Source organism: Vibrio sp. BS-M-Sm-2 (genome assembly GCF_041504345.1).
GTDB classification, from domain to species: domain Bacteria; phylum Pseudomonadota; class Gammaproteobacteria; order Enterobacterales; family Vibrionaceae; genus Vibrio; species Vibrio satsumensis.
In genome coordinates this window covers 730,526-756,043 of the sequence record NZ_CP167894.1, presented here as the reverse complement: position 1 = coordinate 756,043, position 25,518 = coordinate 730,526, and the positions used below count along the sequence as shown (strand labels likewise).

Annotated in this window: 25 protein-coding genes and 1 pseudogene; 15 read left to right on the top strand and 11 right to left on the bottom strand. The window is 44.1% G+C overall.

Annotated elements, in window-relative coordinates:
* Positions 1 to 270 precede the first annotated feature (270 nt).
* A complete protein-coding gene (locus AB8613_RS03330) occupies positions 271 to 1,260 on the bottom strand; it encodes an efflux RND transporter periplasmic adaptor subunit (protein ID WP_017060202.1) in 990 nt (329 codons plus the stop codon).
* On the bottom strand, positions 1,260 to 1,871 hold the full coding sequence (locus AB8613_RS03325; protein ID WP_285952894.1) for a magnesium transporter: 612 nt from the start codon (positions 1,869 to 1,871) through the stop codon (positions 1,260 to 1,262). The genes AB8613_RS03330 and AB8613_RS03325 overlap by 1 nt, the downstream gene beginning before the upstream one ends.
* Before the next feature lie 1,038 nt (positions 1,872 to 2,909).
* Between AB8613_RS03325 and AB8613_RS03320 the strand changes: the two genes are divergently transcribed.
* The 4 genes from AB8613_RS03320 (at position 2,910) to AB8613_RS03305 (ending at position 6,529) form a co-directional block, all read left to right on the top strand.
* A complete protein-coding gene (locus tag AB8613_RS03320) occupies positions 2,910 to 3,845 on the top strand; it encodes a LysR family transcriptional regulator (RefSeq protein WP_285952895.1) in 936 nt (311 codons plus the stop codon).
* Between the two features lie 217 nt (positions 3,846 to 4,062).
* On the top strand, positions 4,063 to 4,440 hold the full coding sequence (gene gloA, locus AB8613_RS03315; RefSeq protein ID WP_327784025.1) for a lactoylglutathione lyase: 378 nt from the start codon (positions 4,063 to 4,065) through the stop codon (positions 4,438 to 4,440).
* 14 nt (positions 4,441 to 4,454) lie between these two features.
* Entirely contained in the window at positions 4,455 to 5,552 is a 1,098-nt protein-coding gene (locus AB8613_RS03310) for an alkene reductase (protein WP_285952896.1), read from the top strand.
* A gap of 110 nt (positions 5,553 to 5,662) precedes the next feature.
* Positions 5,663 to 6,529 carry a DMT family transporter gene (locus tag AB8613_RS03305; RefSeq protein WP_060982872.1) on the top strand — a complete coding sequence of 289 codons (867 nt, stop codon included), beginning with the start codon at positions 5,663 to 5,665 and terminating at the stop codon, positions 6,527 to 6,529.
* Between the two features lie 45 nt (positions 6,530 to 6,574).
* Here AB8613_RS03305 and AB8613_RS03300 read toward each other — a convergent pair whose 3' ends face one another.
* From AB8613_RS03300 to AB8613_RS03280, 5 genes and pseudogenes are all read right to left on the bottom strand, one after another.
* Positions 6,575 to 7,003: a MarR family winged helix-turn-helix transcriptional regulator gene (locus AB8613_RS03300; RefSeq protein ID WP_052879847.1), complete on the bottom strand. Its 429-nt coding sequence runs from the start codon at positions 7,001 to 7,003 to the stop codon at positions 6,575 to 6,577.
* 17 nt (positions 7,004 to 7,020) lie between these two features.
* Positions 7,021 to 7,125: pseudogene (locus AB8613_RS03295) on the bottom strand (hydrogenase); the annotation flags it as partial.
* Positions 7,126 to 7,620, bottom strand: coding sequence for a peptidylprolyl isomerase (locus tag AB8613_RS03290; protein ID WP_146491820.1), 495 nt, complete (start codon positions 7,618 to 7,620; stop codon positions 7,126 to 7,128). It lies immediately after the preceding pseudogene.
* A 215-nt stretch (positions 7,621 to 7,835) separates the two neighbouring features.
* Complete coding sequence (locus AB8613_RS03285; RefSeq protein ID WP_146491821.1) at positions 7,836 to 8,435, bottom strand: thiol:disulfide interchange protein DsbA/DsbL; 600 nt, start codon at positions 8,433 to 8,435, stop codon at positions 7,836 to 7,838.
* A gap of 89 nt (positions 8,436 to 8,524) precedes the next feature.
* Positions 8,525 to 8,899 (bottom strand): hypothetical protein, encoded by a 375-nt coding sequence (locus AB8613_RS03280; RefSeq protein ID WP_060982868.1) that lies wholly within the window; start codon positions 8,897 to 8,899, stop codon positions 8,525 to 8,527.
* Positions 8,900 to 9,216: 317 nt separating this feature from the next.
* Between AB8613_RS03280 and AB8613_RS03275 the strand changes: the two genes are divergently transcribed.
* Positions 9,217 to 10,173, top strand: a complete 957-nt coding sequence (locus tag AB8613_RS03275; protein WP_372384476.1) for a glycosyl transferase family protein — start codon at positions 9,217 to 9,219, stop codon at positions 10,171 to 10,173.
* Positions 10,174 to 10,272: 99 nt separating this feature from the next.
* Here the strand turns inward: AB8613_RS03275 and AB8613_RS03270 are convergent, their stop codons facing one another.
* Both AB8613_RS03270 and AB8613_RS03265 read right to left on the bottom strand, forming a co-directional pair.
* Positions 10,273 to 10,569 (bottom strand): hypothetical protein, encoded by a 297-nt coding sequence (locus tag AB8613_RS03270; protein ID WP_372384475.1) that lies wholly within the window; start codon positions 10,567 to 10,569, stop codon positions 10,273 to 10,275.
* A 184-nt stretch (positions 10,570 to 10,753) separates the two neighbouring features.
* Complete coding sequence (locus tag AB8613_RS03265) at positions 10,754 to 10,987, bottom strand: hypothetical protein (protein WP_146491825.1); 234 nt, start codon at positions 10,985 to 10,987, stop codon at positions 10,754 to 10,756.
* Positions 10,988 to 11,289: 302 nt separating this feature from the next.
* On the opposite strand from AB8613_RS03265, the gene AB8613_RS03260 reads away from it, so the two are divergent.
* The 4 genes from AB8613_RS03260 to udp all read left to right on the top strand — a co-directional run bounded on the left by AB8613_RS03260 (position 11,290) and on the right by udp (position 16,893).
* Positions 11,290 to 11,706 carry a CBS domain-containing protein gene (locus tag AB8613_RS03260; protein ID WP_060982864.1) on the top strand — a complete coding sequence of 139 codons (417 nt, stop codon included), beginning with the start codon at positions 11,290 to 11,292 and terminating at the stop codon, positions 11,704 to 11,706.
* A 173-nt stretch (positions 11,707 to 11,879) separates the two neighbouring features.
* Positions 11,880 to 13,343, top strand: coding sequence for an MATE family efflux transporter (locus AB8613_RS03255; protein WP_146491826.1), 1,464 nt, complete (start codon positions 11,880 to 11,882; stop codon positions 13,341 to 13,343).
* A 153-nt stretch (positions 13,344 to 13,496) separates the two neighbouring features.
* Entirely contained in the window at positions 13,497 to 15,851 is a 2,355-nt protein-coding gene (locus AB8613_RS03250; RefSeq protein ID WP_372384474.1) for a zinc/cadmium/mercury/lead-transporting ATPase, read from the top strand.
* A gap of 283 nt (positions 15,852 to 16,134) precedes the next feature.
* The gene (gene udp, locus AB8613_RS03245; RefSeq protein ID WP_061018938.1) at positions 16,135 to 16,893 is read left to right on the top strand and encodes a uridine phosphorylase; all 759 of its coding nucleotides are present in this window, start codon (positions 16,135 to 16,137) and stop codon (positions 16,891 to 16,893) included.
* A 212-nt stretch (positions 16,894 to 17,105) separates the two neighbouring features.
* On the opposite strand, the gene AB8613_RS03240 is transcribed toward udp, so the two are convergent.
* Entirely contained in the window at positions 17,106 to 18,272 is a 1,167-nt protein-coding gene (locus AB8613_RS03240; protein WP_146491828.1) for a DUF1887 family protein, read from the bottom strand.
* A 197-nt stretch (positions 18,273 to 18,469) separates the two neighbouring features.
* On the bottom strand, positions 18,470 to 20,461 hold the full coding sequence (locus AB8613_RS03235) for a methyl-accepting chemotaxis protein (RefSeq protein WP_372384473.1): 1,992 nt from the start codon (positions 20,459 to 20,461) through the stop codon (positions 18,470 to 18,472).
* Between the two features lie 277 nt (positions 20,462 to 20,738).
* Here AB8613_RS03235 and hinT point away from each other — a divergent pair, with 277 nt between their 5' ends.
* The 6 genes from hinT (at position 20,739) to ycfP (ending at position 25,471) form a co-directional block, all read left to right on the top strand.
* A complete protein-coding gene (gene hinT, locus AB8613_RS03230; RefSeq protein WP_004736268.1) occupies positions 20,739 to 21,089 on the top strand; it encodes a purine nucleoside phosphoramidase in 351 nt (116 codons plus the stop codon).
* Between the two features lie 224 nt (positions 21,090 to 21,313).
* Complete coding sequence (locus tag AB8613_RS03225) at positions 21,314 to 22,705, top strand: COG3014 family protein (RefSeq protein WP_146491830.1); 1,392 nt, start codon at positions 21,314 to 21,316, stop codon at positions 22,703 to 22,705.
* Positions 22,705 to 23,088 (top strand): YcfL family protein, encoded by a 384-nt coding sequence (locus AB8613_RS03220; RefSeq protein WP_017060222.1) that lies wholly within the window; start codon positions 22,705 to 22,707, stop codon positions 23,086 to 23,088. The genes AB8613_RS03225 and AB8613_RS03220 overlap by 1 nt, the downstream gene beginning before the upstream one ends.
* 86 nt (positions 23,089 to 23,174) lie before the next feature.
* Entirely contained in the window at positions 23,175 to 23,765 is a 591-nt protein-coding gene (gene lpoB, locus AB8613_RS03215; protein ID WP_123284616.1) for a penicillin-binding protein activator LpoB, read from the top strand.
* Positions 23,766 to 23,968: 203 nt separating this feature from the next.
* Positions 23,969 to 24,823 carry a phosphotransferase gene (locus tag AB8613_RS03210; RefSeq protein ID WP_372384472.1) on the top strand — a complete coding sequence of 285 codons (855 nt, stop codon included), beginning with the start codon at positions 23,969 to 23,971 and terminating at the stop codon, positions 24,821 to 24,823.
* Positions 24,824 to 24,931: 108 nt separating this feature from the next.
* Positions 24,932 to 25,471, top strand: coding sequence for an alpha/beta hydrolase YcfP (gene ycfP, locus AB8613_RS03205; protein ID WP_060982857.1), 540 nt, complete (start codon positions 24,932 to 24,934; stop codon positions 25,469 to 25,471).
* The last annotated feature ends 47 nt before the right edge of the window (positions 25,472 to 25,518 follow it).

Sequence of the window (25,518 nt, the reverse complement as noted above, 5' to 3'; positions counted from 1 at the left end):
TAAAGGTGGAAGAGGCCGCTATCTACGCGGTAAAAGGATTTCAATCTATCGCTTTTTCGATGGTTTATTTATCTAATGATTATATTGGCGATTTATATTGATCTAAATCAATTAGTAACAGGGGCTTGCAACAGATACAAAAATGCCCCGAATTTCGGGGCATTTTGAGGAAACTAGTCGCAGGTTAATGAGTGGCTGTTATACGAGAGAATAACAGTCACATCATTGATGACTTATTCGTTTACCAAGAGCTAATCGTTTACTAAGAGCTTACCAAGCACCTAAGTATGACTTGTAAGATTGTAAGCGAACCGTTGCTGCGCCGATTACATCAATGAAGCCCCAGAACGGATGTGGTTTCTCAGCCGAGATCCAAGCCGCGCCAGTTGAACCTATAGGGATGTTGTAACCTTCAGGTTCGATGATCTCAAGTACGATAGTTCGACCTAAACCATTGCCGTTTCTTACCACGTGTTGGCCAACGCTTTGTGGTCCCTGAAGTGGAGAAATACTCGACTCACCGGTACCTGCATTAAAGCTGTGTACTTTTGCTCGGAACACGTGACCTGGGTATGCATCAACGAAGAATTCAGCGAAATCTCCTACTTGAACATAGCCGTAAGTTTGGTCTGAAATACGCATCTCAAGAAACTTTTTGCTGGTGTTGTAGAGGTGCATATTACCCATTACAGAACCTTCAGCAATGTTCACTATCGATACCTGGCCATCAAATTCCGCTCTAATGGTTTTCTTCTCTTGCGCCCAATTTACTTTTTGTAGATCGGCTTTTAGCGACACAAGTTCAGCGTGCAGTACTCGAAGATCTGAGTCGTACTTTTCTACGTCACGCATATTGAAGATTTCAGGTGACGTTTCAGCACGCTCTAAATCGCGATCCATCTGCTTGATTTGTTCTTCTTTCTGAACAATTGAAGATTCGATCTTGGCTTTATCTGCGGCAGAATTGATGTCGACGAGAGTGTAGATTATGTCGCCTTCTTTAACCATTTGGTTGTGCTCAACAAGCACTTGGTCGATCTGCTGACCAAAGATAGGTGACATCACCGCGTGTGGTGCTTTGACTGTGGTTGAGTTGGTTAAATCAACGGGTGCCCACAAGCGAGAGATTACTGCTAATACTGCAAGAATCGTTACACCCCCAATGGCAGCCCAGGTGTAGTTCTTGAAGTTCTTCTTAAGTGCGCCTGTCGCAAATAGTGACCATACAATTAGGATGTATGGAATCATCATCTCTTTCATTATGCGACCTCTTTATTTGTTGGAGTCTTTTCTTTTGAAGGCTGAGCTTCTGGAGACTGTTCTACTGGAGATTGTTTGGTTTGAAACGGCTCCGTTACTGGTTCTTCAGGTGATACGTGGACTACGGAGGCCTCTGTATTAGTCGCGTCTCGTTTAGGTTGTACACCACGGCGAATCACATCACTCAGTGATTGACCAATATGTTTCCAGTTCGCTAGCGCGATAACCAAGGCGATAACCCAGAATGTTTTGCTGATGAAGAGTCCGCAAAGTGACAGTGCAAACACGATTTGAACGTGAGCGCTTTTGTGTTCTTTTGCTTTATGCACACCCAGTTCATGTAACTGCCACATGCCGTAAACACCGGCTAATACCACAGCAATTGTCACTGAGAACAAGTAGCCAGAGAAGTACTCCATCTGGAAGAAGTTCATCATCATTTCATTGGGGTGGTTGTTGAACTGAGACATGTCGATGTCTTTAGAGTGGATTGTGCCTAATGGTGCAAGCGCCCATGCACCAGCAAACATCACTGCCATAAACAGACAGAATTTGACCAAGACCATCACAATGGCCCAGATTTTCTGGAAAACGATTTTTATAAAGTTCATATCTCAACCTACATAAATAAGAAGAGAGAATTTGCAGCCTAGAAGTTTAACTTTAACAACATCTTAAAAAGTAGGTGTTTATTATGTGGGTTGATTGATGCGCATAATAAACAAAAGTATTAGATGGTATTTAAAGTGATACTACGCAGTCCAGACAACGGATTCTCGGTATCAAGAAGCTAATGTGCTTCATTACAAATCAATCCTTGTTGGCAGACGTAAACTGAATGGCTATTTGGCTATCGAAAATATATTCGACCTGTTTTATTAGCCGCTGTCGTTATTATGTGTAATACCTCAATTATCGAGGGGCTCTTCCATGGCAGTTGACACATTGCAGTAAAAATATTCGTCAGCTTTCTGTTTGGGTTAATAATTGATTTGTTGGCAGGATAATAGGAAGAGTTTTGAGCGGTATCTACCCAGAAATACGATTTGATAATATCGTAATTACGATGAGTTGTTGTGGTTCTGAATTGGCAGGTTGAATTATTTGCTAGCGCTCAAATTCGGCTTTAAAACATTGTGAGTTAAATTGGCTTGGATCAATGAAATGATTAATAAAAGCATCAATAAGTAATTTGTCGAAATTAATCTTTTTACACAGTTTTTACAATAAAAGGAGTGATGGATATGAATGATGAATTATAGATGACTGATAATAAGTTTTGCCTGTCGGAAAAATATTCACTCAAGGTTAGAAAATTATACCGATGATGTGTCAAATATATGGGTTTAGTTTTTAGATAAGCTCCCTTCGTAGAAGATTCAATTTGAATATTGTAGCGCTAGTTACTCAAATGTATATCTCAATGACACTCAACACAGTGTCATGACAAACGAGACAATTGTGCATTTTTCGTTGTTATTGGAGAATCACTCATCGATGAGGCCCTTCTTCAAAAGTGATCGGTATGAAGGGGTGCTACTGTCTCAATTTGCGACGTCAAACGAGGGATTGTTATTTTATTTAATCGTTTTTACGATAGCATAGTGCTCATGGTCGCCTAATGAGTAATGAGTAATGAGTAATGATATATGAGCAATGACATTCCCAACTTCAACCTACTTGCCGTGTTTTCTGCGGTGATGGAGCAGGGCAGTTTGAGTAAGGCTGCGGATCAACTCAGTACCAATCAATCGACCATCAGTACCGCATTAGCGCGCCTAAAAAAAGAGATCGGCCAAGAGCTTTTTGTTCGTAAAGGAAGAGGTGTTGCGCCTACGTCTTATGCCCAAAGCTTATACGAACAGATAAAAGCGCCGATCAATGAACTCAATGGCGTGTTTCAGTCGATGGCTAATTTTGATGAGCAATCCTCTGAGCGTAAGTTTGTGATTTCTGCGCCTGAGCACTTACAGTGGGTGCTGCTCAATAGTTTCGCGGCGCTTCCTAATCAAAACTTGTCGCTAGAAGTCTTTGATCAACCAGACAGTGATGAGCGAATTTACGAAGATCTTTTGACTCAAGAATTCGATGCGATGATCGATATTGTGGTGCCTGAACACCCAAGTATCGTCAGTGAAACACTTTATGAGGGCGAGTTTGTGATCGTGTGTCGAGCTGATCACCCGCGAATCCAAGGTGAAATCAGCGAAGCGCAGTTCCTCAGTGAAAAACATGCTGTACTAGACAGAACCCGACGCAAAGTTCGCAGTTTGAATCACTACACGTCTTTGGATTTATCCCAACGTAAAATCGTGTTTCATGGACGCTCGCTGTTCAGTAATATCTTGCTGTGTAGCCAATCCGATTACATTACTGTAGTGCCTTTATCTATGGCCGTGCAGTTCCAAGAAAAGTTAAGTTTGCAGCTGTTCAAACCACCCTTTGAATATCAGCCGATATCTCACTACCTGATTTGGTTGAAGAAGCAGAACAGTGACCCTGCTCATAAATGGTTCAGAGAACAAGTCATCAGTACGTCAGATGCAATGTCGAAGGCGCTTAAAGATAGGCGCTTGCGGTTTTAATTGAGAATCTAACTCGAAGGGAAGCATTGGCTTCCCTTTTTTGTGTCATTGAGTTCGTGTTAGTCATAAAGTTCATAACAAAAAATTATCACTTTGAGAATTTTTGATAATTTCATTAATTCCTCGCTGAATCGTATTATTTCACTCAGAGATTAGTGGATAACCTCCACTCAAAATAATAACGGCTCCATGCTTGTGGTGCTAATAAGGGTGAAATATGAAATTCCTACACACAATGATCCGAGTTACTGATTTAGACAAGTCTATCGAGTTCTACACCAAGGTATTGGGAATGAAGGAACTTGAACGCCATGAAAACAAAGACTACCGCTACACATTGGTTTTTGTTGGTTACGAGCAAGGCGGCACGACTATCGAGCTAACGTACAACTGGGATACGAATGGGTACGAGATGGGCAGCGCGTTTGGTCATCTGGCATTGGGTGTAGAAGATATTTACGCAGCATGTGACAAGATCAAATCGCTAGGTGGCAACGTCACTCGCGAAGCGGGTCCAGTGAAAGGCGGTTCAACACACATTGCCTTCATTACTGACCCAGACGGCTACCAAATCGAACTGATTCAACTAGGTTAATCGAGGATATAACAATGACAAACGCATTATTTCAACCAATTCAACTTGGTAATATCGAGCTTAAAAACCGTATTGTTATGCCACCGATGACGCGTTCTCGTGCAACGCAACCTGGTAATTCAGCAAACGACATGATGGCGGTTTACTACGCTCAACGCGCTTCTGCAGGTTTGATTATCGCTGAAGGCACGCAAATTTCACCTATGGGTCAAGGCTATGCTTGGACTCCGGGTATCTATTCTGATGAGCAGATTGCTGGTTGGAAAAAAGTCACCGATGCAGTACATGACAAAGAGGGTGTTATCTTCGCTCAACTTTGGCATGTAGGCCGTGTAACACACCCAGATAACATCGGCGGTGAACAGCCAATCTCGTCTTCTGCACTTAAAGCAGAAAACGTAAAAGTATTCATCGATAACGGCACTGATGAACCGGGCTTTGTAGATGTGGTTGAACCTCGTGAGATGACGAAACAAGACATCAAACAAGTGGTTGAACAGTATCGCCAAGCGGCTTTGAATGCGGTTGAAGCGGGCTTTGATGGTATTGAACTTCACGCCGCGAATGGTTACTTAATCAACCAATTCATCGATTCTGAAGCAAACAATCGCACTGACGAATACGGTGGTTCAATCGAAAACCGTTTACGTTTCCTAGGTGAAGTGGTTGAGGCTATGGTTGAAGCGATTGGTGCTGACCGCGTTGGTGTGCGTCTTGCTCCGTTTACATCGTTGAATGGCACCGTTGATGCTACGCCAGTAGAGACTTACACAGCGGCGGCAGCACTACTTAATCTATACAAAATTGTTTACCTGCACATTGCAGAAGTCGATTGGGACGATGCACCTGAAACACCAAAAACCTTTAAATCAGCAGTACGTAATGCTTATCAAGGTGTCCTGATTTATGCGGGTAAATACGATAGCGAGCGTGGCGAAAAAGCGGTTGCTGAAGGCGTAACTGACATGGTTGGTTTTGGTCGTCCGTTCGTTGCTAACCCAGACTTACCTGCTCGTATTCAAAATGGTTACCCACTTGCGGCGCACGATCCAAACACATTGTTCGGTGGTGCTGAAAAAGGTTTAACGGATTACCCAGAATACGCAGGCTAAAAACAGCTGCCTGAAGCAGAGTATTGAGATAGTATCTTGATCCTGTTGAATGTTTATAAAAAGCAACCTGGCAGAGCCAGGTTGCTTTTTTCGTTATTGGACCGAATAAAATGATGAACGTGAAAGCGATGCGTGGGGAACTTTATCTCCTATTTGCCACCCTGTTAGCCGGGGTTGGATGGATTGCATCTAAGCTGGTGGTATTAGAAATGCCCGGACCAGTGTTCATTGGTGTGCGGTTTGTTGTGGCAAGCCTGATTTTACTTCCGTTTTGTATTCATCATATTCGTAAGCTTTCGTTTAAGCAGATACTTTCTCTTTGCGGAGTGGGTTTGTTGCTGTCCGCCTCATTGCAGGTATGGGTGTTTGCGGTATCGGTGACAGAAAGCTTGTCGGAAGGGGCGTTCATCATGAGCCTCGCGATGATCATTGCACCGTTTGTGTCTTGGATTTTGTTTCGAGTTAAGCCTAATCGTGCGTTTTGGATGTCGTTCCCTATCGCGATTATCGGCATGCTGTTGCTGACTTTGGGTAACGGTTGGCATGTCGAGCAGAGTCAGATTTACTTTCTGCTAGCATCGATGTTGTTGTCCGTTCATTTTGTGATGAACAAGCGCGTGATTACTAATATCAAACCTATCGCATCAATCTGTGTGCAGTTGTTTGTGGTGGGTGTGAGTGGTTTAGCCTTTGCTTCTATGACCGCTCAACCGGAGTTCGAGATAACCAAAACCTTAGTTTTCTGGTTCATCGTGTCTGCGGTTATTGCGACTTCTATTCGTTACTTGCTTCAAACCGTCGGCCAACATTCTGTCAACATGGAAGTAGCGGCATTGATCATGATTCTTGAGCCAGTATGGACGCTGTTACTGAGTGTGAGTGTGTTAGGTGAAAGTGTAGAGATGCAAAAGCTGCTAGGTGGGGCTGTGATTATTGCTTCACTGTTCTGCTATATTAAGTGGTCGAGACGACAATAAAACACTCGGTGCGAGACCGAGTGTTGCTTGTTCTCTAATGTACGCTTAAATCGCCGCGACCATTTTCTGAAGTAGCTTGAGTATTTGTTGTTGCTCTTGCTCGTCCAACTCGCTCATTAACTCTTTGTTTAAACGAGCAGGGATAGAGATGAGTTGTTCTTCGAGAGCTTTGCCTTTTTCGGTTAAGTAGATTCGGAAAGAGCGACGGCTATTTGGATCGGCTCTACGCTCAACCAACTCTAGCTTCTCTAACTTGTCTAGTGTGCGTGTCGTGGTTGAATTTTCGACCTTGGATTTTGCCGCGATATCACGCTGAGTAATACCTTCCTCTTCCCATAGACACATCAATGTTGGCCACAATGCGATGGTTAGGCCGTGCTTCTTCAGCTCTAGGTCGAAATCTTTACTCGCTTTGTTGGCGATTACATTGATCATCCATCCAAAGCTATTTTGTCTATCAAATTCTACTGACATCTGCTTGTACCTAATTCTTACGATGACATTACAACTATTGTCATCGTAACTAATACCGATGCAATTAGCACCAACATTGCTTCGTTATTTGATAAAAAAGCGAATTGACTGCTAATTTTGAATTAATCGCGAATCGTAACCTTGGTGATCACAATATCTTCGCAAGGCACATCTTCGTGTCCCCAGCGAGTGGTTGTTGGCGCTACAGCGATTTTGTTTACTACGTCCATACCTGCTGAAACTTTAGCGAATACCGCGTAACCCCAGCCAGCATTCGTCGTTGAGGTATGATCTAGGAAGTCGTTGTCATCAAGGTTGATGAAGAACTGCGCTGTTGCAGAATGTGGGGCGTCGGTACGAGCCATAGCGACAGAGCCGATCACGTTCTTTAAGCCACGGTTTGCTTCATTGACGATGGGTGCGCGAGTTGGTTTTTCTGTCATGTCGATAGTGTGCCCACCACCTTGAATCATGAAACCTTCAATAACACGATGAAATGTCGTGCCTTCGTAGAAGCCATCTTGGCAGTATTTAAGGAAGTTTTTCGACGTTACTGGCGCTTTTTCAAGATTCAGTTCAATTTCAATGTCGCCAAAGTTAGTGGTCAGAATGATCATAAAGGTCCCAATATTTGAGTGCTATTATTTGGAATGCTACAGCACAGTGGATAGCTTAATTGAGTGCAGTATATGAAAAATTATGGAGGATGCCAGTTAACAATACTTCCCAAGCGTATTGACGGGATTGGTGAGTGGCTAGGAAACATCATATATAAGAAAGCCAGCGATGAAATCGCTGACTTTGAGATATCTAAAATAGGCCCTAGTTATTGCTAAAGAGTTAGCAGGTAATTCACTAGTTGGTTGTACTCTTCGTAGCTCTTAATTTGGTCCGGTTTCACGATGTATTTGTTGTTAACCAGAACTCCAGGAACACCTGTTAGTGTGCTTTGTTCAAACTCTTTATCGAAACGTTTTTGCATCGAGTTCACTGCAAAGCTGTTGTATGCCGCATCAAACTTCTTCGCATCGATACCGTTATCAATGAAAACTTCACGCAGCTCTACTTCATTTTTTGGTGTTTGTTGCTTCTCATGGATTTGAGCAAACATCGCAGGAACCATACTTTCTTCAGCGTCTAGAGCAATCATGGTCGCGTAAGCTTTTGCCATTGGCACGGCCATGTTGTTACCCATAAAAGCGACATGTACTTTTTGGAAGCTTGCTGACTTTGGTAAGTCTTCTTTTAGATACTTAATCACCCCTTCAAATTTGTAACAGTGTGGGCAATAGAAAGAGAAAAATTCGGTTACGACAGGCTTGTCGGCCTTCGCTACATCAAGGATTTTGTAGTGCGTGCCTTCTTCAAATTGTGCGGCGTTTACTGAAGCGCTCAAGATAAGAGCGGCAAAGAGGCTAAATAGTTTTTTCATGTGTTCATTTCCTAAATTCGGATGTCATTAGATACAGCAAATGCGCTGTTATATCTTGGCGGCAGATATTGCCAAATAGGGACAAACGATTAAGAAATAGGAGGGCGATATGGCGCTTGTGGTGCAATGATCGCTTTGTGTGAAGGCTCTTTTTCTATCAATGCCAGCGATTCAATCTGCGTATCGAAAGATTCAGAAACGATAAGTGGTGGCATTTTCAGTAGACAGACTGATCCACAGCAATGGTGTTCAACGTTGGGTTGTGCGCTGGGAAAAGGTGTAGGGGCGCTTTCTACAGAACTGATGTTAGAAGCAGAGAAAGAGAAGCTATTGGTGGAAGTTGATTGAGCTTGAGGGGCTTGCAGAGCATTGCTGCTCGCGATGCTGTCCACACTAATGGTGGCCATTAGCATAGCGAAGAGCATGAAAGCGTGTACCCAAATTTTGTTAATCAACTTTGGCATCAATTCTTAGTCTTGGTATATGAACGTGTGTTGGTGCGAATAAAATTGTGCAACCGCTAACCGTAAAATAGGTAAAGTGCAAACGTTCCGATAATACACGACTTGTTTCAGCATCTCTAATCAAACCCGATGAAACTTGCCAGGGTTCTATTTTTGTTTGACCTATCAAGGTGCGCTGCATACGTTAATTTTACCTCAATCTGTGTATTGATAATTAGGGAGCAGCTGTTGAATCGCTTTGCAATGGACTGCGGGTATCATAGAATCGAAAACGTATTCGAATTTTATTGATATCAACGGAAGAGAATAAACAATCAATGAGTAGTATTTTAGAGTGTATTCGTACAGTTGGACGAGGAGAAAGAGGGCGTAAGCCTTTGTCGTTCGAACAAGCCTACCGCATCATGGATGAGTATTTAAGCGGAGAGGTCGGTGACGACCAAATGGCGATGCTACTGATGTTGATTCGTGTGCAGAATGAAACCAATGAAGAGATTGCTGGCTTTGTAAAAGCCTTTCAGTCACGAGTGCCAGACTTAGGCGCAGATATTGACTGGCCGTGTTACGCCGGTAAACGTAATGATACTGCCAGTGGTAAGCCGTGGAATTTGCTTGCTGCGAAGATATTGGCTGCCGACGGTTATAAGGTATTGATGCATGGCTATATGGATAAACCAAGTGGCCGCACGCACGTAGAGACTCACCTTGAGTGTGTCGGTGTGCGTAGTGCGAAAGATCCAGAAGACGCGAAGCAGATCCTTGAATCTGATGGTATCGCCTATTTACCGCTTGCCAACTTTGCACCAGAAGCTCAGACCATGATCGGCTGGAAACACCGTTACGGTTTGCGCACACCAATCAACACTGTGGTTCGAGCATTGAACCCAGGTGGTGGCCGTTTAGGTCTGCGTGGCAGTTTCCATCCTGGCTTCCCACAGCTTCATGCGGAAGTTGAGCATGTCATTGGCAATAAATCCCACTCGGTGATTTCATTCAAAGGGATGAATGGTGAGTCGGAATATAACCCTAAAGTTAGCCAAACGGTTTGGATGAGCTCTCCTGACAAAGTTGAATCGTTCTACTGGGAAGAGATGATGAACCTAGAGCTGCCAATTCCTAGTCAATGTGTACTTGGTACACCGGCTGAAGAGATGGCGTTAATGGCGAATACCATTGTTGACAGCATGACAGCTATTCTCTTTGCAGAAACGCACGATAAAACTGAGGCATACCAGAAAGCGGTGCGCCTGTGGCATGAGTATTGTGCGAGTTAGATGATGGTTTTTAACCAATGAGAGAAGGTCAGAGTGTGCTGGCCTTTTTTGTGCTTGATTTCTAGCAAAGGGCTTTCGTGAATGATCAAGCAATAAGAGTTACTTTACTCGCATCAATCGATGCATCTTGCCTTCAAATTGAATCTCAATGACTTGTGAAATTTTCATTTTCTCAACTTGTTCAAGCATTGCTGCTTGATAGGCTCGTTTCTTCATCCACTCTAACGGCTCTTTAAAGCCATCTTCATTTATCACAAAGGACTGATCGGTGAAGGAGTCTTCAAAGATATGAACCACCCAAATGCGTGATTGGAAATCTAACAATTCGCTAAAGTAGCTTTTTAGCTTAGGTATAAAGTGAGATAGAAGAGTTTGAGGAGAACGAAGCAAAGTCATAGTGAACCGTTTGGACAATGAAAAGCGGTGCGACGGATATGTCCAATTCGAGCGCTTATCGGTTAAAGCAGGTAATCATCGTCAATGTGATTACCTACTCAAGAACTTGCCACAAAATACGGTATTCATGTGTCGCTGACAATGCTTGTTGAGCTTGACTGTCAAGACATGTGTGATGAGTCTGCTATTTAACGAACAAGCCGAAGTCAATCTCTTGTTCTCTTTGGTATTTCACCAGCTTCACTCTTAGGTCGTGTTTTGCTGCTAAGTCAATGGCTAAGCACGACATGCGTTTTATCTCATCAACGCAGCTTGAAATAAGCGGTTTTTCTTGATTATCGATAGTGGCGATGAGTGTGTTTTCTGTGCCGTCGTTACCTGCATAAACATACGCGTACATGTTGTTGTCGTGTTGCATAAACTTCCTAAATCCGGATTTCTAATTATTAGTGCGGTGAAGATTACAGGGTTTATCTACTCAGGCTAGTTCGACTAAGTAAGGTTAAGCAAGGAAAAGTAAGGCTTTGTAAGGGCTCTTTCCCCCTTTTTTCTGGTGGTCTAAAACGTGCTCAAGCCTTTGTTTGTCTCGCTTTGTTGTCTTGTTAGGTTTTGCCTATCAATAAAATTGTTGAAATCCATTTAGTAAAATCAAGATTTTAGACAACAATTAACTTAACAAGATAGAAAAATATATAACGCAAAGTATTTAGGGAGAACGCAATGCATTCTATTAAAGTGAAAGATTATATGACGCAACAGGTTGTGACATTTACTCCTGATATGCCGTTAAGTCTAGCGTTAGACAAAGTGATGCGTAGCCACCATATGGGTGGACCCGTAATTGACGATAATGAGCAAGTGATTGGTTTCCTTTCTGAGCAAGATTTACTCGAGAAGTTGGTGAAGGTGAGCTATTTCTGCCAAGACACACACATTGTGGGTGACTGCATGTATCAAGAAGTACTGTCTGTCTCACCTGAATTATCTATTATTGAGCTGGCGGACATGATGCAAGTTGGGAAACCTAAGGCATACCCAGTAATTGATAACGGGAAGCTGGTCGGTATGATCACCCGAACCGATGTTTTGAGAGCAATCGGCAAGAACTTAGATGAATGTTTCAAACATCCTGTATAGTAAGGTGTTAAGAACGATTATTTTTATCAATACCCATAATTGACAAAAGGCGCACTAGCGCCTTTTTTCTGTATAGAGCTTTTCTAGATAGATCCTTTCTTTGTGGATCCCCAACTTGTGGTTGACTAGTTTATTAAGCTTTAGTTTGCGGTATGCCAACTTTTGGAGGTTTCATGTCAAATCAAACGGCAAAGTTTGTTGAAGGTTCAACGATGCGCCATATATTGGTGATGTCGGGGGCTGGCTCTGTCGGTTTGATGGCGTTATTTGTAGTAGATTTACTCGACATGCTGTTCATCAGTATGCTCGGGCAGGTTGAATTGGCCGCGGCAGTGGGCTTTGCAGGTACGCTGACTTTTTTCTCTACCTCTGTTTCGATTGGTACTTCGATTGCCATGGGCGCATTAGTCTCCAAAGCTATTGGCTCAAAGAATCAAGAACACGCTCGAAATCTAAGCACCAGCATCATGCTGACTGCGTTTGTTATCAGTTCCACCGTAACTGCAATCATGTTCGCTTATATTCCAGAGCTGTTAGCCGCGATAGGCGCAAAAGGGATTGCTGCTGAGCGTGCTCAAGCTTACCTACAGATTTTATTGCCAAGTGGGCCATTTCTAGCGTTGGCGATGGCGGCTGGTGCGGGTTTGAGGGCGGCAGGAGATGCGAAACGTTCGATGTGGGCGACTTTGTCGGGCGGTATCGTTAATGCGATTTTGGACCCTCTGTTTATTTTTGGTTTTGGTTGGAACATCGAAGGGGCAGCTATCGCTTCGGTTGTTGCTCGCTTCTCGGTGCTGTTCTTCTCGCTTTATCCTTTGATTCGCAGCCATCAGCTGGTGGCTCCACCTTCGTTTGTGCAATGGCGCCTTAATATTCGACCAATATTGGCGATTGCGCTGCCTGCGATTATCACCAATACCGCAACGCCTATCGGTAATGCGATTGTGACGACAGGTATCGCACAATATGGTGAGGATTTTGTCGCGGGTTTTGCCGTGATCGGTCGTCTAACACCGGTTTGTTTTGCGGTTATCTTTGCCTTGTCTGGCGCTGTGGGACCAATCATTGGTCAGAACTTTGGTGCAGAACGCATGGACAGAGTTAAAGAAACACTTAATAACTCATTGCTGGTGACGACACTTTATACCATTGCCGTTTGTATTCTGTTGTACCTCGTTCAAGGTTATGTCATTCAAGGCTTTAGCTTACAAGGTGATGCGGCAATCATTGTGGCGGCTTTCTGTACCTATGTGGCGTTAACCTTCACCTTTAACGGCGCGCTATTTGTTGCCAATACCTCCTTTAATAATCTAGGTAAACCGCTTTACTCAACGGCGTTGAATTTGGGCAAAGCGACGTTAGGTACTCTACCATTCGTCTATCTAGGTTCTCAGTGGTATGGCGCTTTGGGGGTTTTGTACGGACAAGCGTTAGGTAATGTTCTGTTCGGGATTTTAGGTATTTTGGTACTTCGACATCATATTACTGAGCTGATGCAAGGTTCTCAAGTTGATCCAGTTGAAGACGATGTGTCGATTGTCAGCTTGAACACACAGCCGTTTTGTTCACACGATGCGGTTCTTATTGATGATGTATCGGCGAATCGTGAAGAGTGTGCGGAGCGTAAATCTCCGTAAGCCATTGGCGCTGGCATAATATTTTTGTTTTCTCGATAACTTCTTCTTGACCTTGGAGTAGCCTCCAAGGTTTATACTTTTGGTGAACTTAAGGTTCTGTTGCTCGTGAGTTAGCAACAACCTCAAGGCTTTTGAGTATTAAGGAGATACATTATGTGCGCAAAACATGCAGCGTGCCGCTCAGCAAAAGTGGACGTTCAACCTCAAGCGGCAGGAGCAAGTTGCTCTAGCCCTAAAATTTCAAGTATCACAGCAGCAGGTACCTCATCTGGTTGTTGTAGCTCTTCTGCTGCTCCGTCACCGTCTGGAGATGATTGTTGTAGTTCGTCGGATAGTGGAGAAGAAGACAGTCAGTCCTCAACCTTATCTCTCGACGCCCAATTTTCCAAAAGTTGGTTGGTTGCCGGAATGGACTGCCCAGCTTGTGCAAGAAAAATAGAAAACGCGATCAGCAATATTGACGGTGTTATTCAAGCGAAGGTTCTCTTTGCTACCGAAAAGCTGGTTGTGAAATTCGATAATGAAAGCCTTGCCGACACTATTGAACAGGTCTCTATCAAAACTGGCTTCCCATTAACGGAAGTCGGTTCTAAGAAAGAAAAACAACAGCCTGAGACTTTTTGGCAAGCTCATATCCAACCTAATTTACAGATTATCGCGATTGCAGCGGCAATGCTGTTTGCTGCGCTTCTGAAAAGTACCTCTCCTCAATTAAGTGAAGGCTTGTTTACGGTAACTTGTCTGCTTGGCTTATATCCGGTGGCGAAGAAAGCGGTTCAGTTGGCACGCTCAGGTACACCGTTTGCTATTGAAACCTTAATGAGTGTTGCCGCGCTGGGTGCTTTGTACCTGGGTGAAACCGCGGAAGCGGCGATGGTTCTATTATTGTTCTTGATTGGTGAGCGCTTAGAAGCGTTTGCTTCATCTAGAGCAAGAAGTGGCGTTCAAGCGCTAATGGCATTAGTGCCAGAGAACGCGACCAAGATTATCAACGGTGAACGTGTTGAAGTGGCAGTAAGCGAGCTTGTTCCTGGTGATATCATTGAAGTCGCAGCGGGTTCTCGCTTGCCTGCTGATGGCAAATTGATTACAGACGCGGCAAGCTTTGATGAAAGTGCGTTAACCGGTGAATCTGTTCCTGTTGAACACACCGAAGGTAACAGCATTATGGCTGGTGCCGTCGTTGTGGACAAAGTGGTTCGTATAACCATCACTTCAAAACAAGGTGAAAACGCAATCGACCGTATTCTTCACCTGATTGAAGAAGCAGAGTCTCGTAAAGCACCGCTGGAACGTTTCCTTGATAAGTTCAGCCGTTGGTACACGCCATTGATGATGGTGGTGGCTTTGCTCGTTATTATCACGCCACCATTATTGTTCGCTCAACCTTGGGAAACATGGGTATACCGTGGCCTAGCGTTATTGTTGATTGCTTGTCCGTGTGCGTTAGTTATCTCGACGCCAGCAGCGATTACTTCTGGTTTAGCGGCAGCAGCGAAACGTGGTGCACTAATTAAAGGCGGTGCAGCACTGGAGCAGCTTGGCAAAATCCAAACTATTGCCTTCGATAAGACGGGTACACTGACCGAAGGTAAGCCCCAGGTTACGGATATTCAGCCTTTATCGGGTTGGCAACAAGATGCGATGCTACGTGTGGTTGGTGCAATCGAAGTTGGCTCTACTCATCCATTGGCGCAGTCGCTAGTGGCGAAAGTAAAAGAGCTGAATATTGAGATTCCAGAATCTCACAATAAGAAAGCGCTGATTGGTAGCGGTGTTGAAGGCGATGTTGATGGTGTTAAATATCAGGTTCTGTCACCGTCTAAAGTAACCATCGATCTTGGTACTGATGTTGTTTCTCAGATAGAAGCATTAGAAGGTGAGGGTAAGACGGTTGTGGTTGCTCTTGAGCTTAAAGAGCAAGAAGTATCAACAGAGCAAGCGACTCCAATTGGTTTGATTGCTTGGCAAGATACGTTGCGCAGTGACGCTAAGCTTGCGATTGAGCGACTTAATGACTTGGGCATTCAATCTATCATGCTGACTGGCGATAACCCACGCAGTGCCGCAGCGATCAGTAGCAAGATTGGTATGCAGTACAAGGCAAGTCTATTACCAAGCGACAAGGTATCTTACGTTGAGGAGTTATCTCAACAGTCGCACGTTGCAATGGTTGGTGATGGCATCAATGATGCGCCAGCAATGAAAACGGCGAATGTCGGCATCGCAATGGGCGGAGGGACTGACGTTGCCTTGGAAACGGCGGATTCAGCACTAACCCATAACCGCTTAACAGAATTGCCAGCGATGATTGAGCTATCGCAAGCAACTATGAACAACATCCGTCAAAACGTTGCTCTAGCGCTCGGTTTGAAAGGTGTATTCTTGGTGACCAGTTTGCTTGGTATTACCGGTTTATGGGTTGCTGTGTTAGCTGATAGTGGTGCGACAGCTTTGGTGACATTAAACGCACTGCGCCTGCTTCGATTCAAATCTAAAGCGGATTAAGTCGAGCTCACCGACATAGAGCATTCTTAATATAAAAAGCGCCTTTAGCGGTAATACGGTAAAGGCGCTTTTTGTCTCATTAGTATGCAACATAGGCGTATGGATTGCTTATTTTTGTGATGCCAATCGGTTTTTCGTGAAACTTGGAATCTTGTTGCGACTATTCGTGTGACGAGTATCACTTCATTTTGTGGTTAGCTTGGTTAGAGTGTGTTCGTACCCCACGAATTTACTATGAGCTTAAATAAGGGTAAAAAGCCCAATAAGCCAAAAGGAGCGAACTATGTCTCAAGCTGTTTTCCATTTAGGTGTTACTGAAGCAGATCTTAACGGTGCTACTCTTGCGATCATCCCTGGTGATCCTGCTCGTGTACAAAAAATTGCAGAAGAGATGGAGAATCCAGTATTTCTTGCTAGCCATCGTGAATACACACTTTACCGCGCAGAACTAGACGGTAAGCCAGTTGTTGTATGTTCAACAGGTATCGGTGGTCCATCGACTTCTATCGCTGTAGAAGAGCTAGCTCAACTGGGTGTTCGCACTTTCCTGCGTGTTGGTACTACGGGTGCTATCCAACCTCACGTAAACGTGGGTGACATGATTGTTTCTACTGGTTCTGTTCGTCTAGACGGCGCTAGCCTGCACTTTGCTCCAATGGAGTTCCCAGCAGTTGCTGACTTCGAAGTGGCAACAGCAATGAAAGCGGCAGTTGAAGAATCAGGTGCAGCAGTTCACATGGGCGTAACAGCTTCAAGTGACACTTTCTACCCAGGTCAAGAGCGTTACGACACGTTCTCTGGTCGCGTAGTTAAGCGCTTCCAAGGTTCTATGCAAGAATGGCAAGACATGGGTGTTCTGAACTTCGAAATGGAATCTGCAACGCTGTTAACAATGTGTGCAAGCTCTGGCCTTAAAGCGGGTTGTGTTGCTGGTGTAATCATCAACCGTACTCAAAAAGAGATTCCAGACCACGACACACTAAAAGTAACAGAAGCTCGTTCAATCAAAGTGGTTGTAGAAGCTGCTCGTAAAATGCTTTAAGTCTTAAAGTGCTCTGAGTAGTAGAGAGCATTAAGCCTTAAACTGACTTCAAATTTTGAAAATGGCCGCATCGAATGATGTGGCCATTTTTTTATGTCGTCTTAAAGTAATCGATAGAGAGAATAGACAAGAAAAAGGCGAGTGACTTAATGGTCATTCGCCTTTTTTATAATCTGCTTTAGAGCGTTTAGCTCTCATGAGTTTATTTGTTTTTAGTACTCTAGATCTTCATTACCGCCAGCAGCTGTAAACCATGCCGTTAGGTGTGTTTTAAGGTCTTTTAGTTCGTCAGGGCCAATCAGTGCAAGACCAAGATCTTCTGCTCGAGTGATATCGTTATGGCGAAGAGGGCGGAAGCTCACCAACATTGCACGTGCTTGTAGGCCACCTAGCAGGTCTCTCAGCGATTCTAATTTGTATAAGGTGTCATCACCATCGTCACGCATGCCTTTGGTCTTACATTCGATGATGTGCAGCTTATTGTTCACCACAGATGCAACATCAAGCTCGTTTCGAACCTCACGCTCACCGAGTTGACGGTACACCTGAACATTCAAAGAACGGTCTTGAATGGTCGGCATGTCATCTTGGATCTGCTTAACTGTGCTGTGAACTAATGTTTCAAGCCATTCACCGTTTGAGAAGCGTCGCGCGTCTTCATTGGTAAAGGTTAAAATACCATTGTTGTAAGTCGCAATCTTAGCTTCAACCAAATCGCTCAGCAGCATGTTCAGTTCGCGATAGCCTTGTTGCTTCTCAGAGAGCTCAACATCAAGCTTCTGTTCTTTACGACAGGTCGTTGCAAGGTAGTTCAATGTCGCAAGGCCAGGGCCTAATTCGAGTGCGTTACTTGCCCAGCGCTCACCTAACTCATAAAGCTTCTGATCAAGTTGCGGCGATAGTTGTACATCGCTGAATTCACCACGAGCACCAAATACCGTTAGGTAGTCGTCGATAGTAATGCGGTCTTGAACTTGTGCGTCTTCTTTGCCATTTGGATACAACCAGCACAGCTTGTCACTGTTTGGTTCGACAACAAAGATTGGCCAGTGATAAGTACGGAATACTTCGTAGACGGAAAGTAGACGATGACGAAGGCCACAACTCGCGTTGAGTTTCACTTCTTGACCGCGTGCTTTCAGGTCTTCGGCAAGGGTTTGGATAGATTCTTTAATGACGGACGTATTTACGATGGTCGGAATTTCGAAAAACTCACTGGTAATGTCGCGCTTCTGCAAAACGCTGTCTAAACGTTTGTACATACTGACTTGATTTTTGTCGCCGATAAACACGATATGAGTGCTGACCGTTCGGTTATCAAGTAAAGGGGTGAGCAAGCGAATGGGGTCTTGATCGATAATGCCAACATGAACAGCCATATAAATTCCTTAATAGCGGCTCGCTCATAAAGGTGAAAGAAAAAACGGGAAGCAGCAAGCCTTAATAATCATATAATGACAAAGCTCATAAAAAACAAGGGCAACCCTTGATAAAAGTTGCCCTAGCTCAATTAGTTACCACTATTGGGTATTAAGTCTCAAGAATCTCACTAAATATCTATCGATTCTTTATTTATCTATAGTTTGAACTGATGTACTAAATCACCTTGCTGATTTGCCAGAATTGTTAGGTTTTGGCTTGCTTCCGCAATTGAAGACATCGCTTGGTAACTCTTATCTGCGATGTGGTTGATGTCTTCGATATTACGTGCGATATCACCAGACGTTTCACTCTGCTCTGCGGCTGCTTGAGAGATGTGCGTGCTCATGTGGCTGATCTCTAGAATCAAGGCTTGGATCTCTTCCATCGCACTGTTTGCACTTGAAGCTTGTTGAACCGACATGTCCATATCGCTCATACAACTTTCAATTACGTTGCTTGCGGTTTTCGAACTTGACTGCAGATTGCTGATCATGGTCTCGATTTCAGAGGTTGATTGGGTAGTTTTTTGCGCTAGCACTCGTACTTCATCGGCAACAACTGCAAAGCCACGACCTTGTTCGCCAGCACGCGCTGCTTCGATTGCCGCATTGAGTGCAAGTAAGTTGGTCTGTTCAGCAATGCCACGAATAACGTCAAGGATTGAACCAATCTGACTACTCATTTGCTGTAGCTCGCCCACCGCACCCACTGATTCAGTAAGGCGAACCTCAAGCTGATTAATGGTGCTAATGTTGGTGTTCATGATCTGACGACCAGATTCAGAAGCCGATTCTACTTGTTGAACCATAGTTAGTGAGCTTTGCGCGCTGTTTGCCACTTCTTGTACAGAATGAGACATCTCTGTCATTGCGGTCGCAACGGTAGCGGTTTGTTCACGTTGGCTGTTCAGCTGAGCTTGCGTTTCAGAAGAAGTCTTCTGGTTTACGCTTGCGGTCTTGGTTAGGTCATCTGAAGCGTCATTTAGCTTCACGAGAATATTGTGCAAATTGTCAGCCAAGGTATTGATGTGACGACTCACACGGCTGAATTCGTTGTCGTATCGAATATCGATACGTTGAGTCATATCGCCTTGAGTCAGGCCTTCTAATGTCCCGAGAATGCGAGTTAGTGGTTCTCTTACACTATGTGCAATGTGGTAACCAATCGCTGCAGCGAATACGGTCACAATGATGCCAATTGTGATCGCGTTGAATAGGCCTTTGTCGTAGATGCTGCTTGCGTCAGCTAACGACGAGTTGAGTTGCTCTTCAGCGGTCACGTTGAATGAGTCTAAAACAGCCATCGCTTGGTCAACTTCTACGGCTAGGTTGGCGATGTTCACGTACAGTGCTTGCTTGGCTTGTAGGTAGTTGTTGTGTTTGTCTAGTACGCCACCTTTCTGGCCAACGTCTTTGGTGAATTTCTGAACCGACTCATCGAAGACATTTTTAAGCGCCGGTAGCTGTGTGGATAGACCGCGATAAGCGTAGTTAAGGTGAGTAACGGCCTTTTTGTTTTGGTTAACGGCTTTCTGAACGAAGGCAACATCAGAGCTAGCAAGCGCATCAGAGGTAATGACTTCTGCGTCTTGCAGTTTAATGAAGTAGCTCTTTGCCATCACTTTTACAGAGATGCTTTTTTGATCAGCAACGTACTCTTTCATGCCAACAGTTAATTCTGAATGTAGACGTTGGAAGTCACGAGAGGCTTTTTGTACCTGCTCTTGTGCTTCAAACATTGCGACGTAGTTGTTCATCGCTTCGTCTGCTTCGGCGAAGTAGCGCTCTTCCATCGCTCTTAATTGCGCGATACGTTCGGTGAGCGAAACATTGTCTTGGCTCGCTGCTTCTAAGTTACCTAGCACTTCAGAAAACGAGTTTTGTGATGCAGCAAACTCTGTACGCATTGCAGACATGCGTTCAGCGTTTTGTGTGGTTAAGAAATCTTTGAATGACTTATCAGCAGAAAGCAATTGAACACTTGTTTGATTTGAAAGCGCGACAAGTGGTAATGAGGTTTCTGAGACACTCTCAAAATTGCTGTGTATCTGATTCATGCTGTTCATCATGATGGTTATCGTGACTGCGAACATGATGATGATCAGTGCGAAACCAGCGTACATACGCTTGATCACAGATCCCTTCATGGCTTTCTCCCTAAATAAAAATGCAGACCTAATGTCAGGTCAAAGTAAAACTAACAAAATTATCAGCATTCTATTGAGCTCGGCTTACGCATTTTATGACGCACACGTCAAAAATAACCCTCAGTTATAACCAACATGCCATTCTTGAGAGCTAACACTGGTTTTCTTTGATTTGAACGGTGTTTTTTATTATGCTTTAAAGCAGATTTATTGTGGTTTGATGCGGCATAGCGCATACTCAAAGCATTAAAAAATAAATGTTTTATCGGAGAGAAACATGGCTGAAGAAACCATTTTTAGTAAGATCATCAATAAAGAAATTCCAGCAGATTTATTATACCAAGACGATTTAGTAACGGCCTTTCGTGATATTAACCCTCGCGCGCCAAGCCATATCCTAATTATTCCTAATAAGCTGATTCCAACAACTAACGATGTTGAAGTAGAAGATGAAGCGATGATGGGGCGTATGTTTACCGTTGCACGCAAGTTAGCAAAAGAAGAAGGCATCGCAGAAGATGGCTATCGTCTTATCGTGAACTGTAACTCTCACGGTGGCCAAGAGGTTTACCATATTCACATGCACTTGGTTGGTGGCCGTCCACTTGGTCCCCTATTAATGAGCTAGTTTAAGCGAGCTCATTAGCGGGCTAACGCAAGTAGTTAGTTGGAAAATTTGTAGTTTGTATGCCAACTTTAAGTTCTATCTGTTGTCTGAATGTCGGCATCGCCTAGGCCGAGGCTAAATCGGTAGGGTTTCAACTGGCTTGAGATCCTTTTTACAACACGTTTCGTTTTGATAATGAGACAACTAACTAAAGTTGGCATTTTAAACATGCACGGAGACGATAAGTGAAGCAACAGTTTAGATTCGCTTCCATTGCCCTGTTATCAGCGTTGACCGCGGGTTGTGCGAGTATGTCTGCAGGAAGCCTGTTCAGTCATTACAGTGCGCAAAACAAAGCGATCTACCAAGCCGTTAAGTCTGGAGATTATTCAAAGGCTCAGCAAGATCTACCAGATTACACGGCAGGCGACATCCTTGATAATTTTGAAAGAGGCAGAATTAATCTGCTGGATCAAAAATACCCTGAGAGTAAGTCTTCGTTTGAAGTGGCTGATCAAGCAGTAACCGAGCAGCAACGAAAAGCGGTGATCTCAATCTCAGACAGCGCAACCAGTGTTGGTGCGTTGGCAGTGAATGACAATATTACCGAGTATGTGCCAGCCGATTATGAGTTGGGCTTTCTTCATCTATATCTCGGATTAAATTACCTTAAGAAAAATGATTTAGAAGGTGCGGTGATCGAAATGCGTCGCGCCAATCAAGTTCAAGAACAAGCAAAGAAGCAACGTGAAGCCGAGTTAGATCGCGCAGCCAACGATGCGAAGAAGCAGGGTTTGTCTGCCAATGTGGGTAGCATCCTTTCTAATTATCCTGATGCGGGTAAAAAACTGCAGTCGGTACAAAATGCGTATCTGATGTTCTTGTCTGGTCTGCTTTATGAAGCTTCGAATGATCTAAACAGCGCTTATGTTGACTATCGTCGTGCTTTGGCTGTGATGCCAAACAACCAAGAAATTATAGATAGAACCATGGCAACAGCCGCTCGTTTAGGGATGAGACAAGATTTAGCGACATTGGAAAAGCGTTACAAGCAATCATCTAAGCTTGGTGCAGGTGAAGGGCGAGTAATTGTTCTCCAAGAGCAGAGCGCTGTGCAAGCTATGGACAGTTGGCGACTAGATTTACCTGTTTATGACAGTCGCGATCAGGGAGCAATATACTCTCTTGCGCTGCCATATTACCCAAGCCAAAACGTAGAGCGTTTTTCTGCGTTGCGAATCAGTGGGCAACCGCTACAAGAGCATTTGATCACTGACGTAAATGCAATGGCGCAGAATGATTTATCCGAGCGTATGACGAGCATTGTTATTCGCCAAGCGCTACGCGTAGTCGCGAAAGATCGCATTCGTAAAGAAGCCACCAAAGGCGATGATGTCGGCAATATTTTGTTCAACGTGTGGAACACACTGACAGAGCAACCAGACACACGTAGTTGGCAATCATTACCTGCAGAGATTAAGAGCAGCACGTTTGTAGCAAACAACGGTCAATATACGTTGGAAGCGGGCGCTAAAACATATGACTTTGATATTCGAGAAGGGCAAACCACCTTGGTGTGGATTTCTCGACAAGGAAACAACGCAACAATGTGGCATAAACAGCTAGGGAGGCTGTAATGAAAAAGTGGTTAGTGAGCTTAGCAGCGGTGATGGCTCTGGCTGGTTGTGCAGATAATACAGCTGGTGTAAGGGTCGATAGCCTGACTCAGAACGTTTTCTTTGGTGACAAGGTATTGGGCAGCCGTTTACAGGTTGAAGATATCCGCACTGATCTGGTCGACGGTCATACGCGAGGAATCGTTCGTTTAAACAGTAACTATAAGGGCGATCAACATATCCTTTATCGTTTTTACTGGTACGACGATGCCGGGCTTGAGGTCAACCTAAAGCAAGGCCCTTGGAAGCAAGCGATTGTTCGTGGTTTTGAAAGTATTTCGTTGTCGGAAGTGTCGGTAAACCCGAAAGCGACTCAGTTCAGAGTCCAGTTCCGAGAGCAGTAAGTTAGATTAAACGGGTCTAATGATTCGTAAATACAAGAATTTAAGAGTGTGGGTAACCCCACTCAGTGATAAGTTGAGGAAACAAAATGAAAAAGAGTGTCATTGCGCTACTAGGTTTAGCGGTTATTTTAGGCGGTTGTTCGAACAAGGTAAGCTACGGTGATGCACAAGCAGTAGAAACCACGACAATCGATTTCGGTTCAACTGACCTTCAAACGATTGCGGGTGAAATGGTCGATAGCATGATGGCGTCTGGTTCAGTGGCTTACATTACTCGTGAACAGCGTCCAATCGTGTTTGTAGAGCGAATCAAGAACAAAACGAGTGAGCATATCGATACAGAGTCAATCACTGATACCATTAGTACTAAAATGCTGAACTCTGGTAAGTTCCGTTTTGTTGATATGGACCGTGTTGAGTCTGTTCGTGAGCAATTGAATTTCCAAAACAACGATGAGCTAGTGAACCAAAGCTCAGCTATTCAGTTCGGTAAAATGGTTGGCGCTCAGTACATGTTGTACGGCAATCTATCAAGCATCGTTAAGAAAGCGGGTAGCGATGAAGACGTATACTACAAAATGACCATGCGTCTAATGGATCTTGAGTCTGGCTTGATTGAATGGGCTGACGAGACCGAAATCCGTAAGCAACAATCTAAGAGCCTACTGGGTCTTTAATCTCGCTTACTCGCCAACTATACGCAGCCAGTTTTGACAGCGTCTAGTCTTGGCTGACCATAAGCTTGACAGTGTTCAATCTTGGCTGCATATAGGTTGGTCGTACGCCAATGCAGCACATGATGCGCTGTTTATTAAGAGACACTGGCTTTTGGTCAGTGTCTTTTTTGTAGGGAAATGAAGACGTTTATAGGGAATAAGCAATGGCAATTTTTTCTTGGTCTGAGGCTAAGCTTCTTGATACCAGTTTGAGTTCGCTTGATGGTTACTTTTCTGAGCCTCCAGCCAGAGCGCAGACACTAACTGGTGGATTGACCAATCGATGTTGGAAGCTAGTAGCTGCCGATGGCACTGCTTACGTTTGGCGGCCAACCACACCTATCACCAAAGCGTTCTTCATCTCTCGTCATGAAGAGTTTCAAGTGCTGTCTGCAATTGAGCGTCTTGGCATCGGTCCAAGCCCTATCGTGGTCAATGAGCAGGGGCTACTGGTTGAGTGGATCGCTGGTGAGACGCTTTACGAAGATCTAGAACTCGATGACCTGTTGAAAACGTTGATCTCTGTACATCTGGTTAATACTGCGCGATTACCACTGCAACCATTCAGTTTCACAGCGCGAGTCGACCACTATTGGCTGCAGCTTGATGCTATTCATAAGACCGAAATCTGCACTAAGATTTATCAAGAGTGGCGCGTGGCCCCGAGTGTTACCAATGTCGACCTGTCTTTGTGCCATTTTGATTTAGGTGGTTATAACCTAGTGAGAAACAGTGACGGTATTAAGATTATCGACTGGGAATACGCCGCGCTAGCCGACCCTAGGCTCGACTTAACCCTGACCATTGCGGTTACTGGAGTGCAGGCCACTGAAGCGGTTGAGAAGTACTGCCAGCTGCGAGGCATCCATGATGTTCAACCTTGGCTCGATGGTGTAGAAGCATGGTTACCGAGAAGCCAAATGATGGCAATGCTTTGGTATTTACTTGCTCATCAGCTTTGGGGCGATGAAAGTTATTTGCAGGAAGCAGAGGCTCTAAGTCACACTTTATGTAGCTAGGATCACGTTTAGGAAGTGAAAAATATAATTTCGGTGGTCTTCCCTTTAAAACCTTGTTTTTCGTGTTAGATTGATCAAAACGTACCAATATTCAATGGGGGAGGTACAATGATTATCTATCTACATGGCTTCGACTCAACAAGCCCGGGCAATCACGAAAAAATACTGCAGTTGCAATTCATTGATGATGACGTTCGTTTCATCAACTACAGTACTTTGCATCCAAAACACGATATGCAACATTTGCTTAAAGAAGTGCATAAAGTGATAGAGCAATCCGACGATCCGCATCCAATTATTTGTGGTGTAGGCTTAGGTGGTTTTTGGTCTGAGCGCATTGGTTTCTTGTGTGGTATTAAGCAGGTGATTTTCAATCCAAACTTGCAACCTGAAAACAACATGGTAGGTCGAATTGACCGTCCTGAAGAGTACGAAGATATTGCGACCAAGTGTGTTGAGCAGTACCGTATGAAAAACAAAGGTCGCTGCCTAGTGGTGCTTTCTCGTGAAGACGAAATTCACGATAACTCCAAAACGGCTGCAGCGCTAGAAGATTACTACGACGTAATCTGGGACGATAAAGAGAGTCATAAATTCAAAAAGATCTCTCAACATCTTCAGGCAATGAAAGCATTTAAAAACGCTTAAATTATTCTGGTTATTTTATAAAAGCAGCACTCGTTTGGGTGCTGCTT

Bases quoted from the DNA above. Each gene is read 5' to 3' on its own strand.
- AB8613_RS03330 (WP_017060202.1), bottom strand. From the start codon at position 1,260: ATGAAAGAGATGATGATTCCATACATCCTAATTGTATGGTCACTATTT.
- AB8613_RS03325 (WP_285952894.1), bottom strand. From the start codon at position 1,871: ATGAACTTTATAAAAATCGTTTTCCAGAAAATCTGGGCCATTGTGATG.
- AB8613_RS03320 (WP_285952895.1), top strand. From the start codon at position 2,910: ATGAGCAATGACATTCCCAACTTCAACCTACTTGCCGTGTTTTCTGCG.
- gloA (WP_327784025.1), top strand. From the start codon at position 4,063: ATGAAATTCCTACACACAATGATCCGAGTTACTGATTTAGACAAGTCT.
- AB8613_RS03310 (WP_285952896.1), top strand. From the start codon at position 4,455: ATGACAAACGCATTATTTCAACCAATTCAACTTGGTAATATCGAGCTT.
- AB8613_RS03305 (WP_060982872.1), top strand. From the start codon at position 5,663: ATGATGAACGTGAAAGCGATGCGTGGGGAACTTTATCTCCTATTTGCC.
- AB8613_RS03300 (WP_052879847.1), bottom strand. From the start codon at position 7,003: ATGTCAGTAGAATTTGATAGACAAAATAGCTTTGGATGGATGATCAAT.
- AB8613_RS03290 (WP_146491820.1), bottom strand. From the start codon at position 7,620: ATGATCATTCTGACCACTAACTTTGGCGACATTGAAATTGAACTGAAT.
- AB8613_RS03285 (WP_146491821.1), bottom strand. From the start codon at position 8,435: ATGAAAAAACTATTTAGCCTCTTTGCCGCTCTTATCTTGAGCGCTTCA.
- AB8613_RS03280 (WP_060982868.1), bottom strand. From the start codon at position 8,899: ATGCCAAAGTTGATTAACAAAATTTGGGTACACGCTTTCATGCTCTTC.
- AB8613_RS03275 (WP_372384476.1), top strand. From the start codon at position 9,217: ATGAGTAGTATTTTAGAGTGTATTCGTACAGTTGGACGAGGAGAAAGA.
- AB8613_RS03270 (WP_372384475.1), bottom strand. From the start codon at position 10,569: ATGACTTTGCTTCGTTCTCCTCAAACTCTTCTATCTCACTTTATACCT.
- AB8613_RS03265 (WP_146491825.1), bottom strand. From the start codon at position 10,987: ATGCAACACGACAACAACATGTACGCGTATGTTTATGCAGGTAACGAC.
- AB8613_RS03260 (WP_060982864.1), top strand. From the start codon at position 11,290: ATGCATTCTATTAAAGTGAAAGATTATATGACGCAACAGGTTGTGACA.
- AB8613_RS03255 (WP_146491826.1), top strand. From the start codon at position 11,880: ATGTCAAATCAAACGGCAAAGTTTGTTGAAGGTTCAACGATGCGCCAT.
- AB8613_RS03250 (WP_372384474.1), top strand. From the start codon at position 13,497: ATGTGCGCAAAACATGCAGCGTGCCGCTCAGCAAAAGTGGACGTTCAA.
- udp (WP_061018938.1), top strand. From the start codon at position 16,135: ATGTCTCAAGCTGTTTTCCATTTAGGTGTTACTGAAGCAGATCTTAAC.
- AB8613_RS03240 (WP_146491828.1), bottom strand. From the start codon at position 18,272: ATGGCTGTTCATGTTGGCATTATCGATCAAGACCCCATTCGCTTGCTC.
- AB8613_RS03235 (WP_372384473.1), bottom strand. From the start codon at position 20,461: ATGAAGGGATCTGTGATCAAGCGTATGTACGCTGGTTTCGCACTGATC.
- hinT (WP_004736268.1), top strand. From the start codon at position 20,739: ATGGCTGAAGAAACCATTTTTAGTAAGATCATCAATAAAGAAATTCCA.
- AB8613_RS03220 (WP_017060222.1), top strand. From the start codon at position 22,705: ATGAAAAAGTGGTTAGTGAGCTTAGCAGCGGTGATGGCTCTGGCTGGT.
- lpoB (WP_123284616.1), top strand. From the start codon at position 23,175: ATGAAAAAGAGTGTCATTGCGCTACTAGGTTTAGCGGTTATTTTAGGC.
- AB8613_RS03210 (WP_372384472.1), top strand. From the start codon at position 23,969: ATGGCAATTTTTTCTTGGTCTGAGGCTAAGCTTCTTGATACCAGTTTG.
- ycfP (WP_060982857.1), top strand. From the start codon at position 24,932: ATGATTATCTATCTACATGGCTTCGACTCAACAAGCCCGGGCAATCAC.